Here is a 16,199-nt window from a genome sequence, read left to right as displayed (position 1 = left end):
TCGTGGCAGTAAAGCGAGTTCTCGTGACAGGTGCCGCCGGTTTTATTGGTCGCGCGCTTGTGTCTGAACTTGCGAAGCATCAAGACTATTCGGTCACCGGCACAGTACGAGCTCAATCCCAACTGATGCCAGGTTATGTCGTGTTGAACGATACCCTGGCCGAGGCGCAAATGGCCGCGGAGTTAGCAGGCGTGGATTACATCATCCATGCGGCGGCAAAGGCCCATGTTCTCGATGCGGATAATCAGCAAGCCGCGTTGTTTAATCAAATCAATGCCGAGTTCACACACTTGCTTGCGCGTGCCGCGGCCAGCGTCGGGGTTAAGCGCTTTGTTTTTCTTAGCTCCATAGCTGTGAACGGCCCGAACGCTGAGCAGCCGCTCTGCGAGTTTGATACTCCCAGGCCACACTCGGCTTATGGGCGCTCAAAGTATCGTGCAGAACAATATCTGCATTCGCTGAGTGCAGGCCTGCCGATGGAGACAACCATTTTGCGTCTGCCGCTCGTGTATGGTCCGGGTGTGAAAGGTAATTTGGACAGGCTGCTCAGGCTAATTGCTCGCGGATTGCCTTTGCCGCTTGCCAGCGTAAATAATCAGCGTTCAATGCTCGGGCTCGAAAATCTTCTGGGCGCTATTGATGTTGTTCTGACGCACCCCGGTGCGGCGAATGAGATGTTTATGTTGTGTGATGGTAAAGACTTGAGTACCCCGGAGGTTATTCGCGCGCTCGCCCACGGAATGCAACAGCCTGCGCGACTTTTTCCCTGCCCGCCTCGCCTGCTTGCAGGTGCCTGTAGGTTAACAGGACGAGCCGAGCAGTTCGACAAGCTGTGCGGCTCGCTGACCGTGGATGCCTCCAAGTTCTCCCGCCTTCTGGGTTGGCAGGCCAAGTGTGAGCCCACTTGTGCGCTTGCCGAAGTCGGGCGACACTTTCGCGCAGCGATAGGTGTATCTCGGTGACGTTTGCGCTCCTGCTGGTGGCGTTTGGAATAACGCTGGCGCTGACAGCTGTTCTGAGAGGTTATGCGCTGCACCATCGGCTATTGGATGTTCCCGGCCAGCGTAGCTCTCACCGCCAAGTTACCCCCAGGGGCGGCGGCCTTGCCATCGTGCTTGTGACGTTCCTTGGCACGGCTTATCTGGCTGTTTCTCACACAGTGGCCCCTGATGTCTGGGCGGTGCTTGGACCGGCGTTTCTGGTTGCCTGGGTAGGGTGGCGCGATGATCACAGCCACGTATCGGCGCGTTATCGTTTCAGTGTTCACGGTGCTTGCTCGGCGCTGATGGTCTTCTTGCTCTGGCCGTTAGAGCTGTCATTGGTTGGATTCACACTGCCGGGTATGATGTTGGCGGTGTTACTGACGCTTTGGCTGGCTTGGTCTATCAACTTATTTAATTTTATGGACGGCATTAACGGCATCGCATCGATAGAGGCTGCCAGTGTCTTGGGCAATATGGCGCTATTGATGTTTCTGTCGGGGCAGCCCGTCCATGTTTGGTTTTTTTTCGCGTTGGTGGCCGCCTGTTCTCTGGGTTTTTTAGTGTGGAATTTTCCGCGCGCGCGTATTTTTATGGGTGATGTGGGCAGTGGTTTTCTCGGAAGCCTAATCGGAGGCTTGTCGATACTAGCTTTGGGGCAGGCGGAGGTGTATTTCTGGGCGCTGCTGATTCTTTATGGTGTGTTCGTCGCGGACTCGACGGTCACCCTAATAAGGCGGGCGCTTCATGGTGAGAAAGTGTATCTGGCGCACCGTTCCCATGCCTATCAACACACAGCGCAGCGGCTCGGCTCGCACACTCCCGTTACCCTTGCCGTATTGGCTATTAATCTGCTGTGGCTACTGCCTTGGGCGTGGTTGGTGGTCTCCGGTTTGTTCAGCGGTTTTCTGGCGCTACTGATGGCCTACGCGCCTATAGTGGCTTTGGTGTGGCGCTTGGGGGCGGGGCGAAGGTCCCAAATCGCTAGCTAGTTTTTACTTAATCACACGGAGCTTGGCGGTATTGGATTTATGCAGCCAGACAGCATCACCAAGATCTTCCTCTGTGGTGTAGCCGGTGGGTGCCAGCATTAGCAATTCTCTTACCCTGTCACAACTGTAGTCGTGACAGGCTCTGTCCAGCTCATCGAGAATGGCTCGTGTTTCTGGCCAGCTCAGGCAGTACTCCTCTGCGCGCATAATCCGGTCGTGGATGGTGCCTGATACGTTGTCACCAATGAGCAGCTCTTCGTAGAGCTTCTCACCGGGGCGCAAACCGGTGTAAGTGATTTCGATATCGCCATCCGGTTCGTCTTCTCCTTTCACCGTCAGGCCGGACAGGTGAATCATGCGCTTAGCTAGATCGACGATTTTTACTGGCTCCCCCATATCCAGCACCAGAACATCACCGCCTGTACCCATGGCACCGGCTTGTATGACGAGCTCAGCTGCCTCGGGAATGGTCATAAAATAGCGAATAATCTCCGGGTGGGTCACGGTCACGGGGCCGCCGACTTTAATTTGCTGGCGAAACAGTGGCACGACTGAGCCTGACGAGCCGAGCACATTGCCAAAGCGAACCATGGTAAAGCGCGTGTCTGTCTGGCGCTGGGAGAGGCCCTGTAAGACCAGCTCGGCCATCCTCTTAGAAGCGCCCATGATATTCGTTGGTCGCACGGCTTTATCGGTAGACACTAGGACAAAGGATTCTACACCCGCGCGGATGGCCGCTTCTGCGGTATACCAAGTGCCATAGACGTTGTTGCGAACCCCTTCGACAATATTGTGCTCTACCAGGGGGACATGTTTATAGGCCGCAGCGTGGTAAACCGTTTGCACACTGAATGTTCGCATGATGGTTTCGACCCTGTGCTCCTTTTGCACGGAGCCGAGCAGGGGGATAATTTCTGTGCTGAAGCTCTGCCCCTCGAGCATATGCTTGAGCTCGGCTTCGAGCCGATAGAGACTGAACTCATTGAGCTCAAAGAGGACCAGGCGGCGTGGCGCCTGGAGAATGATCTGGCGGCACAATTCGCTCCCAATGGAGCCACCGGCGCCGGTGACCATTACGACTTTGTCGGTAATGCAGGCGCTCATCAGCTGGTCATTGGCTTTGACCGGGTCGCGCCCGAGCAAATCTTCAATGTCGACATCGCGAATATGCTCTATCCGCGCACGTCCGCTGATCAGGTCAGGAATGGCCGGGGCGGTCTGTACGCTGACACCCAGAGGTTCGAGGCCCTTGATAATCTGTGCCCGGCGCGAGTGAGGTGTGTTGCCAAGCGCCAGCAACACCCGGGTGGCGCCGTACTTGCGGATGATGCGTGGGAGTTCGGCGGGGCTTTGCACACGGATATTGGCAAATACTGAGCCCTGGCGGGTCAAGTCATCATCGACAAAGGCAACGACCTTGTAATTGGTTGCCTTCAGGGCCAGCCGCAGCTGGTGCCCGGTATAACCCGCGCCGTAGACAATCACCGGCTCGCTCTTGCCCAGATGCTTACCGTTGAGAACCATGACGATATGATGCACCAGCAAGCGCGGGCCGCCGAGAAGAATAAGTGCGACTGTAAGATAAATAAAGGGCACTGAGCGAGGTATAAACGACTGGGTGAAGAAGCTGCCCACGGCGAGAATCAGCGCTGAAAAACAGGTGCCGAAAAAGACCGTATTCAGTGCTTGCGGCGTCATATAGCGCAAGATGGCGCGGTACATGCCCATTTTGACGAACGCACCGAGGGTCGCCAATATGGTAATGGCCAAAGTCCCCAGTTCGCGCTCGGTAACGGGGATATCAAAGCTACCTAAACGCAGGCATATGGCAATATAGAGAGACAGTGTGATGGCCAGGGAGTCGTAGGCCAGCGAGATGAGCCGTTTGGTGGTGCGGGAAGACTCGAATAGCGCTTTGAGCATGGCAGTTGGCCTTGATGTCGATATCACGCGATATGTGTCCTTACGCCGAGGTATTATACGGCATCTGTGGTCAAAGGGTGAGATTCATTCTGCATTTTTCACCATTATTCAATAGCTTATCCGACAAAGCTGTTTAAAATTGTTATTAGAAAGGGCTTGCCAGCGCCGCAAGGGCTTGGTAAAGTTCGCGCCCAGTTGCATACGGGACGCATCAGCGGCCTGTTTCCTGCCTCAGTACGACCGTAGCTCAGTTGGTTAGAGCACCACCTTGACATGGTGGGGGTCGGTGGTTCGAGTCCACTCGGTCGTACCAATTTTTCTTTATTTTTCAGTTTGTTGCCTGTGAAATCTTAAGTGGTTTCTCTGTGCTCAGTCACCGCGCTTCGAGCCTTGATTTTCCTCATACTACCCCCATCTACTGAACCTGAAATGAACGGCCCCCGGGCCTGGGTTGTTATGTATTACAGGAGTCCTGACCCCATGACGGTAGAAGCGCAAAAAGAAACCCGCGGCTTTCAAACCGAAGCCAAGCAGCTTTTGCACCTGATGATCCACTCTCTCTATTCCAATCGGGAGATCTTTCTTCGTGAGCTCGTCTCCAACGCCTCAGACGCCGCCGATAAGCTGAGATTTGCGGCGGTCAAAGACGACAGCCTCTACGAGGGCGACAGTGAGCTGAAAGTCCGGGTAGAAGTCGACAAAGACGCCAATACCATTACCATTAGCGATAATGGTATTGGCATGACCCGCGATGAAGTCATCGAAAACCTCGGCACCATCGCCAAATCCGGCACGGCAGCCTTCGTACAAAGCCTGACGGGCGATGAGAAAAAAGATGCTCAATTGATCGGTCAGTTTGGTGTGGGTTTTTACTCGTCTTTCATTGTGGCCGACAAAGTGGTGGTGCGTACGCGTAAAGCGGGTGTGCCCGCCGATCAGGGCGTGCGCTGGGAGTGTGACGGCGAGGCCGAGTTCGTTATCGAAAATATTGAAAAACCGGCGCGCGGTACTTCTATTGAACTGCATCTGAAAAGCAGTGCCAGCGAGTTTGCCGATGACTGGCGCTTGCGCTCCATCATCAAAAAGTACTCTGACCATATCGCCATTCCGGTGGTCATGCAAATGCCTCAAGCTGTCGGTGAGGATGAGGCCGCGCAGGAGCCACAAGAAGAGGTGGTTAATACCGCTACAGCCATGTGGACCCGTTCTCGCAGCGATGTCAGCGACGAAGAGTACAAAGAGTTCTACAAGCATGTCAGCCATGATTTTGCCGACCCGCTCACCTGGAGTCACAATCGCGTAGAAGGCAACCTCGACTACACCAGTCTTTTGTACATTCCCGCCAAGGCGCCTTTCGATTTATACAACCGCGACGGTGCGCGCGGTCTGAAACTCTACGTCCAGCGCACGTTTATCATGGACGACGCCGAGCAGTTCTTGCCGTTGTATCTGCGCTTTGTCAAAGGCGTCGTGGATTCCAACGATTTGTCATTGAACGTATCGCGGGAAATTTTGCAAAAAGATCCGAATATTGACTCCATGCGTTCGGCGCTGACCAAGCGGGTGCTGGATATGATCAGCAAACTTGCCAAGAATGAGCCGGAACGCTATGCCGAATTTTGGAAAGAGTTCGGTCAGGTTATTAAGGAAGGCCCGGCCGAAGACTTCGCGAACCGCGAAAAAATTGCCAAGTTGCTACGTTTCGCGACGACTCACACGAATACGGCGGCACAGGACCAGTCTCTTGATGATTACTTGTCGCGGATGAAAGAAGGGCAGGAAAAAATCTACTACATCGCTGCAGAGAATCACAACACGGCGAAAAACAGCCCCCATCTTGAAGTATTCCGAAAAAAAGGCATCGAAGTCCTGCTGCTGTCTGATCGGGTTGATGAGTGGTTGATGAGCCACCTGATGGACTACGATGGCAAGGCGCTGCAAGATATTGGCAAGGGTGAGTTGGATCTTGGCGAGATGGACTCCGAAGAAGACAAGCAGGCTCAGGAAAAAGTTGCTGAGTCCTTGAAGCCGTTGATTGAGCGGGTTCAAAAAGTGCTTGGTGAAAAAGTGGCTGAGGTGCGAATTACCCACCGGCTTACCGAATCGCCTGCCTGTGTGGTGGTACCCGAACACGAGATGGGAGCGCAGATGCGCCGGCTTCTCGAGTCTGCGGGTCAAACCGTGCCCGATTCTAAGCCGATTTTCGAGGTTAACCCCGAGCACCCCTTGGTGAAAAAGCTGGATCATGAGCAGGATGAAGACCGCTTTGGCGACCTGGTGGAAGTGCTGTTTGATCAGGCCAATCTGGCCGAGGGTGCCCATTTGGCGGACCCAGCTGCCTATGTGCAACGCCTGAACAAGCTATTATTGGAGCTTAGCCACTGAGTGCCGGCGCCCGCCCCGGGCGGGCGCCATTTTGCTGGCCTTTGATTGACGGACGGGGCGAAGAATCGTTAGGTTCGGCTTTTCATGTAGCCTTCGTAATCGGGCACATTGCGCGTGAATTCGCCGTTAAACAGTGGTGAGGCCACCATGAAGTCTGCGCTGATGGGATTGCAGGCCACAGGAATGTTCCAGACGGCGGCAATTCTTAGCAGTGCTTTCACGTCGGGGTCGTGCGGCATGGGCTCGAACGGGTCCCAGAAAAAAATCAAAAAATCGACTTTCCCCTCGGTAATCAATGCCCCTACTTGCTGGTCTCCCCCCAGAGGACCGCTGATCAGGCGGTTGATGTTCAGTCCCGTAGCCTTGTGAATCACAGTGCCTGTGGTGCCTGTGGCGTAAAGCGTATGATTTGCCAGATCCGTTTTGTGCTTCTCACACCAGCGGACAATATCCGGCTTTTTATTGTCGTGTGCCACCAAGGCTATGGATTTGGCGGCTGGTAGGGTGACTTGTTTGTATTGCATACGCGCAGTCTCTTTCTGTTAGCTGGAGATTTTACCGAGGATCTTGTCCATCAAGGACGTTGGCAGTAGCCGCTTTAGATAGCCCATCAGGTACGTCGGAAAGGTAACGTAGTAACGAGGTTTGGGGTTAGCGGCTGTGAGTGCGTGCCTGAGTTTTTTGTAGACGGCCTCTGGTCCCAAGGTAAATTTGGACGCGGCACCGGGCTTGCTCAGTCGGTGGGTGGCAGCGGCGTATTTGAAACCATGGCGACTGCTGTTGAAATCAATGTTGGCTTCCAGTGCTTTTAGCGCATTCTTGCGAAAATCACTGAGAATGGGGCCGGGCTCAATCAGACAGACTTTTATGTTGGTGTCCGCCAGCTCCAGACGCAGGGTGTCAGTCAGCCCTTCAAGCGCGAATTTACTGGCGTTGTAAGCGCCGCGAAAAGGCATGGCGGCAAAGCCCAGTACTGAGCTGTTGTGAACAATGCGACCATATCCCTGTTGGTGCATAACCTTGATCACGGTGTTGGTGAGCTCGTGCCAACCGAAAAAATTGGTTTCGAATTGCTGTCTTAGCGTATCCCGGCTTAGGTCCTCTACGGCACCGGGCTGCCCGTAGGCGCCATTGTTAAACAGGGCGTCGAGAGTTCCGCCGGTTAGCTCGAGGGCCCTTGTCAGCGCTGCCTGGATGCTGTCACTGTCACTAACATCGAGCTGCACGCAGGTTATTCCCTCCGCTTGCAGACGCGATACGTCGGCGGATTTTCGACAGCTGGCGATCACCTGCCAACCGTCGCTGTGCAGCGCCTTCGCGCAGTAATAGCCAATGCCGCTTGAGGCGCCGGTGATTAAGATGCTCTTGGTTTTAGTCATGGGTGCGTTCTTGTGTCCTAGGGCTTGAATGACAGCTGTTGAATACTTCTTGCCATAAGGCTACGTGTTTTTTTGTCGCACTGACAAAGTCTTGCTGAGTCTGATTAAGCCGCTGGCCAAAATCCGCTAAAGCCTCTTGCGTTTCTGTCGGCTGTATTTCGACAAGCTCAAAAAATTCTTCCAGCAATTGTAAGCTGCTGTTGTTCAGCTGTGCAATGTAGGGCTGAACCTCACCGATGAAGACCTTGCGCATGACATTGCGGGCCCATTCAAGCTCTTCGGTAGGGTGGTTGTAGGGACAAAAGCGACGGCTGGAGGCGGCGCTGGCGAGCAATGTATTCGCCGCTTCGAGCTTTTCTCGCACCATTAGCAAGGCTTTAACCGTGCGCCCACCGCCGCGCTGGCGCAGCACCGAGTTTTGCGACTCAAGTACGACAAGCTCTGGCGTGCTGGACTCGGCCATTTGACCGGTTGAAGCCCAAACACCTAACGCCTCAAGCGCTGCGGAAATGCCAGCGCTATCTGGCTGTAGAGGAGGGGCACTGTATGACCAGAACGTTTGCATTTCAGTGCTGGCCACTGTCGCATTGCTAAAGCGATAGGGGAGCTGCGAGATTTTGATTGTCAATAGCGAGCGGGTTAAGGCTTTCTGTTCATCATCGTCGATAAGCTCCAGGCAGGCCCTGAGGCGCTCGATGATCCGCGCATCCATGACGAAATGCGTTGAGTCCTGCATGTGTTTGCCCAGGACGCTGTTGCGCTCACCCAGAAGCTCGCTCAGGCCGCAATGACGATAACCCCACAGCTCCGTCCAGCCGATATCCGGTGGCTCTATGCTGTGTAATAGCAGTCGCCTCGGCGGGTAGGCGGGGCGCTCTGCGGGCTCGACAGGAGCGATCTCCAGGCCACTGACGCGCTCAAGGCGCTTGAGATAGTCATCCAAAAGAGCTTCGGCGTCCTTGTGGGGGCTACAGCCAGCCACGCACACCATAAGCAGTGTCAGGCTGATACGGAAAATCATACTCTGGATTTGCCTCCGCTGGTTTCTGTAACCCGTAAAATAAAAAAGGCCCACCCGCCGGGTGAGCCTCTTTCTCGCACTTTAGAACAGTCTAGACCGCAACATTTTGAATCTCGACGGCGGCGATGCGCTTGCCCTCGTCTGCAGATTTTTGGTACTGCTCAATTTCATTGAAGTTGAGGTAGCGATAAATGTCCGCGCTCATGCTGTCGAGGTCTCGGGCGTATTCCAAGTATTCCTCAGGTGTTGGTATTTTGCCCAGAATGGCCGCTACCGCTGCGAGTTCTGCCGAGGCGAGATAGACGTCGGCGCCTTGCCCCAAGCGGTTGGGGAAATTGCGGGTCGAGGTGGAGACCACCGTGGACTTGGGCGCAACGCGCGCCTGGTTGCCCATGCACAGCGAGCATCCGGGCATCTCGGTGCGGGCGCCTTTGCGACCATAGATGTTGTAATAGCCTTCTTCCATCAGCTGGTGAGCATCCATTTTGGTCGGCGGGGCAATCCACAGGCGAGTGGCGAGATCTTCCTTGGCGGCATCCAGGAGTTTGCCGGCGGCACGGAAGTGGCCGATGTTGGTCATGCACGAGCCGATAAACACCTCGTCAATTTTGGTGTTCTGCACGTCGGACAAGGTTTTGACATCGTCCGGATCGTTCGGGCAGGCGAGAATGGGCTCTTTGATCTCTGCCAAATCGATGTCGATAACCGCGGCATACTCGGCATCGGCATCGGCTTCCATCAGCTCGGGGTTCTCCAGCCACTGCTCCATCTTGCGCGCGCGACGTTCCAGAGTGCGGACATCGCCGTAACCCTGCTCAATCATCCAGCGCAGCATGACGATGTTGGAGTTGAGGTACTCAATAATCGGTGCTTTGTCCAGTTTGATGGTGCAGCCCGCAGCAGAGCGCTCGGCAGAGGCATCGGAGATTTCAAACGCCTGTTCCACTTTCAGATTGGGCAGACCTTCAACCTCCAGAATGCGACCGGAGAAGATGTTTTTCTTACCCTTTTTCTCGACGGTTAACAGCCCGTCTTTGATGGCGTAGTAGGGGATGGCGTTCACCAGGTCGCGCAGGGTAATCCCAGGTTGCATCTCGCCTTTAAAGCGCACCAGTACTGACTCGGGCATATCCAGCGGCATAACGCCAGTGGCTGCGGCAAAAGCCACAAGGCCAGAGCCGGCCGGAAAGGAAATCCCCAGCGGGAAACGGGTGTGTGAGTCGCCACCGGTGCCTACGGTATCGGGCAGCAGCATGCGGTTCAGCCAGCTGTGGATAATCCCATCGGCCGGGCGCAGGGAAACGCCGCCGCGGTTCATAATGAAATCCGGCAGGGTGTGCTGGGTTTCAATATCTACCGGCTTGGGGTAAGCCGCCGTATGACAGAAAGACTGCATGGTCAGATCGGCAGAGAAACCCAGGCAGGCCAGGTCTTTCAGCTCGTCGCGGGTCATGGGGCCGGTGGTGTCCTGCGAGCCAACGGTGGTCATCTTGGGCTCGCAGTAGGTGCCAGGGCGCACGCCTTCCATGCCGCAGGCCTTACCGACCATTTTTTGCGCCAGAGTAAAGCCTGTGCCGCTGTCGGCGGGTTGCTCTGGGAGACGGAAGACGTCGCTGGTGCCGAGACCCAGTGAAGCGCGGGCCTTCGCTGTGAGTCCGCGACCAACAATCAGCGGGATTCGTCCACCGGCCTGCACTTCGTCCAGCAAGACCTGAGATTTCAGCTCAAACTCGCAAATCACAGTGCCGGTTTCCGCGTTGAGAATCTTGCCCTCGTAAGGGCGCACGTCAATCACATCACCGGTGTTGAGATCATCCACCGGTGCTTCAAACACCAGTGCGCCGGCATCTTCCATGGTGTTGTAAAAAATAGGAGCGACTTTGCCGCCGATGCACACGCCGCCCGTGCGCTTGTTGGGCACACCCGGGATGTCATCGCCGATGTACCAAAGCACGGAATTGGTCGCCGATTTGCGCGATGAGCCTGTGCCGACCACATCGCCCACAAATGCCAGTGGGTGGCCTTTTTCTTTCAGCGCCGCGATTTGCTTGATGGGGCCAACGTTGCCTGGCTCATCGGGGGTAATGCCGTCGCGCTCATTCTTGTACATCGCGAGCGCGTGTAGCGGAATGTCCGGGCGTGACCAGGCATCTTGTGCCGGTGACAAATCGTCGGTGTTGGTTTCGCCTGTGACTTTAAAAACAGTCAGTTTGGTACTTTCGGCCACTTTATTGCGCGAGGTAAACCACTCGGCATTGGCCCAGGATTCAATAACGTCTTTTGCAAACCCGTTACCGGCTTTGGCTTTGTCTTCCACATCGTGGAAGGCATCAAACATCAGCAAGGTGTGTTTCAGTTCCTTGGCCGCAAGTGGGGCGAGGGTGTCGTCATCGAGCAGCGAGACCAGAGTTTCGATGTTGTAACCGCCGTGCATCAGGCCCAGCAGCTCTACGGCCCGCGGCTTGTCGATCAGCGGTGACTGCGCCTCGTCGTTAATCAGCGCACTCAGGAAAGCGGCCTTGACATAGGCGGCCTCGTCCACACCTGGCGGCACGCGGTCGCTGATCAGCTCCAGCAGGTAGTCTTGTTCGCCGGCGGGCGGATTTTTCAGCAGCTCAACCAGTTCGGCAACTTGCTCAGCATTGAGGGGTTTGGGTGGAATGCCCTGGGCGGCGCGTTCGGCAACATGGTTGCGGTAGGCTTCAAGCACGATTGTGGTCCTCTGATTGTAATTGAATTACTCCGTTAGCAGGATCGCTGCCTAGGAGGCTATCCATGACCCACATGGATGGGTGCCTCTGGCCTGTTCACCCACTCGATACCGCCTGTTCTAGCTCTATGTTGCTAAGGGCAGGGCAAGGGCAGGGTTTATTGTCCTCACCGGCTCGCTAGCAAAGACCTGGGGCTGCCGGGTAAGCTGCCGTCTTCGCAGTGAGTGTGCGTGAGCGACTGAACCTTGCACCAAGCGCCGTGCCGAAGGTATGGCAACCTCCACAGGGTTATCCAGTGATCGGGAACGGGCCGAAGGGGCAAATCGGGCGCAAATTATACCTCAATAGGCGACGTGCTGCTAACGGGGTATGATTGATGCTGTGTTAGCGCAAACACTTTGCTACTATGGCCCCGCTAGGCGCGGCCAAGGTGAATGAGGGGCTCGCCATGAATATTCTATCAATAAGAGAGCAACAGGTATTGCCATGAACCGATCTATTTACACCGTTTACTTGGCAGGTTTAGGAATGATAAGTGGCGCACTGAGCGCCCAGGCTGGCGAAGCAGGGGACCGCTGCCCGGCAGAGCCCGGCACCGCGCCATCGGGAGAGCTTCACGCTGAACGTATAGCGATAGCAGACAACGCTGCTGCAGGACTCTACGAGGGACCGGTTTGGCGTGACGGTACCTTGTACTTCTCGCACTTTTTGTTCACTGATGGCTTCCCCTCGAAAGTGCTGGCCTATTCGCAGGGTGAGTTGACCACCGCGCTGGCTGATTCCGGCAGCAATGGGTTGGCACTGGATGAGCACGGCGAACTTGTGGCGGGCACGCACAAGTACAAGGCGGTCTCGCGCTTTGACCTTGATTCTGGAGAGCGCGAGACTCTGGCAGAGCGCTATAAGGGCGAGGTGTTTAATTCGCCGAACGACCTGACGGTCGACCGCGATGGCCGACTTTATTTTACCGACCCCGATTTTCAACGCCGAGCTGCGCCCGGTGGTCAGCCGGTTACCGGCGTCTATCAAGTTGATGGTGACAAGGTGCGCTTGCTGGATGGCACCATAGCCAACCCCAATGGCATATCTCTCTCTCCAGACGAAAAAACCCTGTATGTCGCTGGCGGCGGCGAAAGCGGGTATGTGCGGGCCTATGACTTGACCAGCGAGTTTCCTTACAGCCAGCGCGTACTGCTGGACGGCGTGGTCGTGCCGGATGGCATGGCCGTCGACTGCCTGGGGAATCTGTATATCACCGAGCACACGGCCCAACGCGTGCGGGTAGTTAACCCTGAGGGCGAGGTTATTGCCCAGATTCAGCTAGATGCCAATGTTACCAACGGCGCCTTTGGTGGGGACGAGGGCAAGACACTCTATCTCACCGGCATGGGGTCGCTGTGGAAACTTGAACTGGATGTGGCCGGTTTGCCTTACTGACAAGTTAATGGTGGTGTAAAATGCGGCCTTGATTTGCCCCTGTGGAGTCTCATGGCCGTTTTCAAGCCCGTCAAAACCCCCTGCGTCGGTATCTGTTCCACCGGTATTGGTGACAGTGTCTGCCGTGGCTGCAAGCGATTTGCCCACGAGGTCATTCACTGGAATGCCTACACCGAACAGCAGCGCCGTATTATTGCCAGGCGCCTTGAATCCTACCTCACGCAAGTGGTGGCCAATCGTTTTGTAGTGCTCGACGAGTCGCTGCTGCTCGCGCAAATAAAGCACCAGCAAATTCTCTTCAAGCCTGAGCAGAGCCCGGAGTGTTGGGTGTTTGATCTATTGCGCGCCGGTGCCAGCCAGATCAGTGATCTAGCCGTCTATGGTCTGGCTCTTAGGCCCGAATGGCGGGGGCTGTCCCTGGTGACCCTGCGCGATGACATTGACAAAGATTTTTACGCGCTTTCTTGCGCTTATTACGAGCGCTATATCGAACCGGGGCTGCACCCGGCGGAACAACGATGACCGACCTCAGCGAAATCCATCAGTTTTTACGTTGCGAAACCCCCGATGCCTGGGTAGCGAATGCCATCGCCCACCCGGCGCTCTTGCTGCTTGATCACGCTAACTGTGAGAAAAAAGCCGCTTCTACTGCGATGCACCTGATGTATCGCTATGTGGCGGATTTTGAGCTGCTCAACAAAATGTCACGCCTGGCCCGCGAGGAGCTTCGGCACTTCGAGCAGGTGATTGCCCTGATGGAAAAACGGGGTATCGCCTATGAGCAAATCGCCGCCTCGCGTTACGCCGCCGAGTTACGAAAGCCAGTACGCACCCATGAACCGGGCAGGTTAATTGACACACTGATCGTGGGTGCAATTATTGAGGCGCGCTCGTGCGAGCGATTTGCCAAGCTGGCGCCTCACCTGGACGAGGAACTGCAACAGTTTTATCTGTCACTGCTGAAATCAGAAGCGCGACACTTTAAGGATTATCTGACACTGGCTCAAAAAGCAGCGGGAGGCGATGAAATCGAGGCGCGTGTCGGCTATTTTCTTGAACGGGAAAGAGCTCTGATCGAGGCAGACGATGAAGCTTTCAGGTTCCACAGCGGCCCTCTGACAAAAGACGCCGCAAGCGGCTAGCGGGCGGTTTGCCCGCGCCCCCCGGCTCGCGTCTCAGGCTCTTCGGCGAAACAGGGGAACCGGTTGGTCTACGCCGGCTTGATAAAACTCCGTAAAGTCCTTTAGGGAGTTTTTTGCCTGCTCGAGGTCCGTGGTCTCATCGTCAAAGCGAAATGCGTTGACGCCGCAGCGTGAGAGATAGCACAGCTGATCACGAATAAAAGCGCCCACGGCGCGAAGCTCTCCCTCAAAACCGAGGCGCTCTCTCAGAAGTCGGGCCGAGGAGAAGGCGCGACCGTCCATAAACCCTGGAAAGTGAACCGCCACCAGCGGTAGCGTCTTGGCGTCTTCCCCGAGCTCGAGCGCGTTCTCATCGCTGTCAATCCAAACGCCTATGTCCCTGCGCGCCTGTAAAGCATTGCGCTGGGCCAGCCACACACTCAAGGGCACAATCACCTGCCCTTCGGGCACGGCGACGTCAGCGGCATCGCCAGCGGGCTTGTCCAGGCGCTGCCAGGTGTCTTCGATTATGGCGCCATCTTTAACCAGCTTTGGCATACACACGCTCCTTGAAGGGGACTATCCCGATGCGATTGTAGGTATCGATAAACAACTCTTCATCGGTACGGTTTTCCAGATACACATTGACCAGGTTTTGAACCACTTCGGGCATCTGCTCAGCCTCAAACGCGGGGCCGAGCACTTTCGCAAGAGAGGCGTCATTGCTGGCGTTGCCGCCCAGCATCACCTGATAAAACTCTTCGCCTTTTTTATCGACACCGAGCACGCCTATATGGCCCACGTGGTGATGCCCACAGGCGTTCATGCAGCCGGAAATATTCAGATCCAGATCGCCCAGATCATAGACATAATCGAGGTCGCTAAACTGGCGCTGAATGGCCTCTGCGATCGGGATAGACTTGGCGTTCGCCAAAGAGCAAAAGTCGCCTCCGGGGCAGCAGATAATGTCGGTCAGCGTGCCGATATTGGGCGTGGCGAAGCCCGCTTCCCGGGCGGCCTGCCAAAGTTCGAACAACTCGTCCTTGCGCACATCGGCCAGCACCATGTTTTGCTCGTGGGTGGTACGCACCTCGCCAAAACTAAAGCGCTCAGCCAGATCGGCAATGCGCTCCAACTGGCTGTCAGTAACGTCACCGGGCGCAATGCCAGTGGGTTTTAGCGACAAAGTGACGGCCGCGTAGCCGGGTACGCGGTGGGCGCGAACGTTGCGCTGCAGCCATTTGGAAAAGGCAAGGTGCTCTCCTGCCAGGGCGTCCACTCCGGCCTGAGCCTGGGCGTCGTTCAGCGTTTGATAGTCGGGTTCGGTAAAGTAGCTCTTAGCCCGCTCAATATCCTCACTGCGCAGAGTACTCTGAGCTCCTTTAAGGTGCTGCCACTCCTCTTCCACCGCCTGTGCGAAGGTCTCCGGACCCATGGCGCGCACCAGAATTTTAATGCGGGCCTTGTACTTGTTGTCGCGGCGGCCGTGCAGGTTGTAGACCCGCAAAATGGCCTCGAGGTAAGTCAGAATGTGCGCCTCCGGCAGGTAGTCGCGAATCACGCTACCAATGACCGGGGTGCGCCCCAGGCCGCCGCCAACCAAGACCTTAAAACCGATATCGCCTGCGTCGTTTGTCACCAGTTGCAGGCCGATGTCGTGAACCTGTATGGCCGCCCGGTCCATTTGCGATCCAGAAATGGCAATTTTGAACTTGCGCGGCAAAAACGCGAATTCCGGGTGAAAGCTCGACCACTGGCGAATGATTTCGCAGTAGGGCCGTGGGTCTACCACTTCATCCGGGGCGGTGCCGGCAAACTGGTCTGAAGTAATGTTGCGAATGCAGTTACCGCTGGATTGAGTGCCGTGCATCTCAACCTCGGCCAACTCCGCCAGGATGTCAGGTACCTGCTCGAGGTTTGGCCAGTTGTACTGGATGTTCTGACGCGTGCTGACGTGGCAGTAGCCTTTATCGTAATCCCGGGCTATGCGGGCCAGCCGCCGTAACTGCTGGGTGTTGAGCATGCCATAGGGCACGTTGATCCGCAGCATGGGCGCCAGGCGCTGAATGTAGAGGCCGTTTTGCAGGCGCAGGGGGAGAAACTCGGCATCGGCCAGCTCGCCGGCCAGATAGCGCTGGGTTTGATCGCGAAATTGCGCCACCCGCTGGCGCAGAATTTCGTGGTCATAATGGTCGTAAATATACATAGATCATTTACCGTTGCATGAAGAACCCGGGCAGGGCGTTGCAG

At 55.9% G+C, this 16,199-nt stretch carries 13 protein-coding genes and 1 tRNA gene; 7 read left to right on the top strand and 7 right to left on the bottom strand.

Going from position 1 to position 16,199, the window contains the following annotated elements; all coding sequences use genetic code 11:
* Window positions 1–2 precede the first annotated feature (2 nt).
* Window positions 3–962, top strand: a complete 960-nt coding sequence (locus QWI16_RS10215; RefSeq protein ID WP_302712865.1) for an NAD-dependent epimerase/dehydratase family protein — start codon at window positions 3–5, stop codon at window positions 960–962.
* Complete coding sequence (locus QWI16_RS10210; RefSeq protein ID WP_302712863.1) at window positions 959–1,972, top strand: MraY family glycosyltransferase; 1,014 nt, start codon at window positions 959–961, stop codon at window positions 1,970–1,972. Before QWI16_RS10215 ends, QWI16_RS10210 begins: the two co-directional genes overlap by 4 nt.
* 3 nt (window positions 1,973–1,975) lie before the next feature.
* Here the strand turns inward: QWI16_RS10210 and QWI16_RS10205 are convergent, their stop codons facing one another.
* The gene (locus QWI16_RS10205) at window positions 1,976–3,895 is read right to left on the bottom strand and encodes a polysaccharide biosynthesis protein (protein WP_302712861.1); all 1,920 of its coding nucleotides are present in this window, start codon (window positions 3,893–3,895) and stop codon (window positions 1,976–1,978) included.
* 236 nt (window positions 3,896–4,131) lie between these two features.
* Here QWI16_RS10205 and QWI16_RS10200 point away from each other — a divergent pair.
* Together QWI16_RS10200 and htpG are read left to right on the top strand one after the other, a co-directional pair.
* Window positions 4,132–4,208: transfer RNA gene (locus QWI16_RS10200), tRNA-Val, on the top strand.
* Window positions 4,209–4,375: 167 nt separating this feature from the next.
* Window positions 4,376–6,280 (top strand): molecular chaperone HtpG, encoded by a 1,905-nt coding sequence (htpG, locus tag QWI16_RS10195; RefSeq protein WP_302712859.1) that lies wholly within the window; start codon window positions 4,376–4,378, stop codon window positions 6,278–6,280.
* A 68-nt stretch (window positions 6,281–6,348) separates the two neighbouring features.
* Here htpG and QWI16_RS10190 read toward each other — a convergent pair whose 3' ends face one another.
* The 4 genes from QWI16_RS10190 to acnB all read right to left on the bottom strand — a co-directional run bounded on the left by QWI16_RS10190 (window position 6,349) and on the right by acnB (window position 11,390).
* Window positions 6,349–6,804 carry a methylglyoxal synthase gene (locus QWI16_RS10190; protein ID WP_302712857.1) on the bottom strand — a complete coding sequence of 152 codons (456 nt, stop codon included), beginning with the start codon at window positions 6,802–6,804 and terminating at the stop codon, window positions 6,349–6,351.
* An 18-nt stretch (window positions 6,805–6,822) separates the two neighbouring features.
* Complete coding sequence (locus QWI16_RS10185) at window positions 6,823–7,659, bottom strand: SDR family oxidoreductase (RefSeq protein WP_302712855.1); 837 nt, start codon at window positions 7,657–7,659, stop codon at window positions 6,823–6,825.
* Window positions 7,652–8,680 carry a DUF3080 family protein gene (locus QWI16_RS10180; RefSeq protein WP_302712853.1) on the bottom strand — a complete coding sequence of 343 codons (1,029 nt, stop codon included), beginning with the start codon at window positions 8,678–8,680 and terminating at the stop codon, window positions 7,652–7,654. The genes QWI16_RS10185 and QWI16_RS10180 overlap by 8 nt, the downstream gene beginning before the upstream one ends.
* A gap of 91 nt (window positions 8,681–8,771) precedes the next feature.
* Window positions 8,772–11,390 (bottom strand): bifunctional aconitate hydratase 2/2-methylisocitrate dehydratase, encoded by a 2,619-nt coding sequence (gene acnB, locus QWI16_RS10175; RefSeq protein WP_302712852.1) that lies wholly within the window; start codon window positions 11,388–11,390, stop codon window positions 8,772–8,774.
* Between the two features lie 487 nt (window positions 11,391–11,877).
* On the opposite strand from acnB, the gene QWI16_RS10170 reads away from it, so the two are divergent.
* The 3 genes from QWI16_RS10170 to QWI16_RS10160 are packed head-to-tail and all read left to right on the top strand — an operon-like array spanning window position 11,878 to window position 13,970.
* Window positions 11,878–12,828 (top strand): SMP-30/gluconolactonase/LRE family protein, encoded by a 951-nt coding sequence (locus QWI16_RS10170; RefSeq protein ID WP_302712851.1) that lies wholly within the window; start codon window positions 11,878–11,880, stop codon window positions 12,826–12,828.
* Window positions 12,829–12,879: 51 nt separating this feature from the next.
* A complete protein-coding gene (locus tag QWI16_RS10165; RefSeq protein ID WP_302712849.1) occupies window positions 12,880–13,350 on the top strand; it encodes a DUF1289 domain-containing protein in 471 nt (156 codons plus the stop codon).
* Window positions 13,347–13,970: a MiaE family protein gene (locus QWI16_RS10160; RefSeq protein WP_302712848.1), complete on the top strand. Its 624-nt coding sequence runs from the start codon at window positions 13,347–13,349 to the stop codon at window positions 13,968–13,970. The genes QWI16_RS10165 and QWI16_RS10160 overlap by 4 nt, the downstream gene beginning before the upstream one ends.
* A gap of 33 nt (window positions 13,971–14,003) precedes the next feature.
* Here the strand turns inward: QWI16_RS10160 and QWI16_RS10155 are convergent, their stop codons facing one another.
* Window positions 14,004–14,507, bottom strand: a complete 504-nt coding sequence (locus tag QWI16_RS10155) for a DUF934 domain-containing protein (protein WP_302712847.1) — start codon at window positions 14,505–14,507, stop codon at window positions 14,004–14,006.
* Window positions 14,491–16,155 carry a nitrite/sulfite reductase gene (locus tag QWI16_RS10150; RefSeq protein ID WP_302712845.1) on the bottom strand — a complete coding sequence of 555 codons (1,665 nt, stop codon included), beginning with the start codon at window positions 16,153–16,155 and terminating at the stop codon, window positions 14,491–14,493. The genes QWI16_RS10155 and QWI16_RS10150 overlap by 17 nt, the downstream gene beginning before the upstream one ends.
* Between the last annotated feature and the right edge of the window lie 44 nt (window positions 16,156–16,199).

The organism is Gilvimarinus algae (assembly GCF_030518215.1).
In the GTDB taxonomy this organism is placed as follows: Bacteria; Pseudomonadota; Gammaproteobacteria; order Pseudomonadales; family Cellvibrionaceae; genus Gilvimarinus; species Gilvimarinus algae.
The sequence above is the reverse complement of the archived record's forward strand: the minus strand, read 5'-3'. Positions and strand labels throughout refer to the sequence as shown.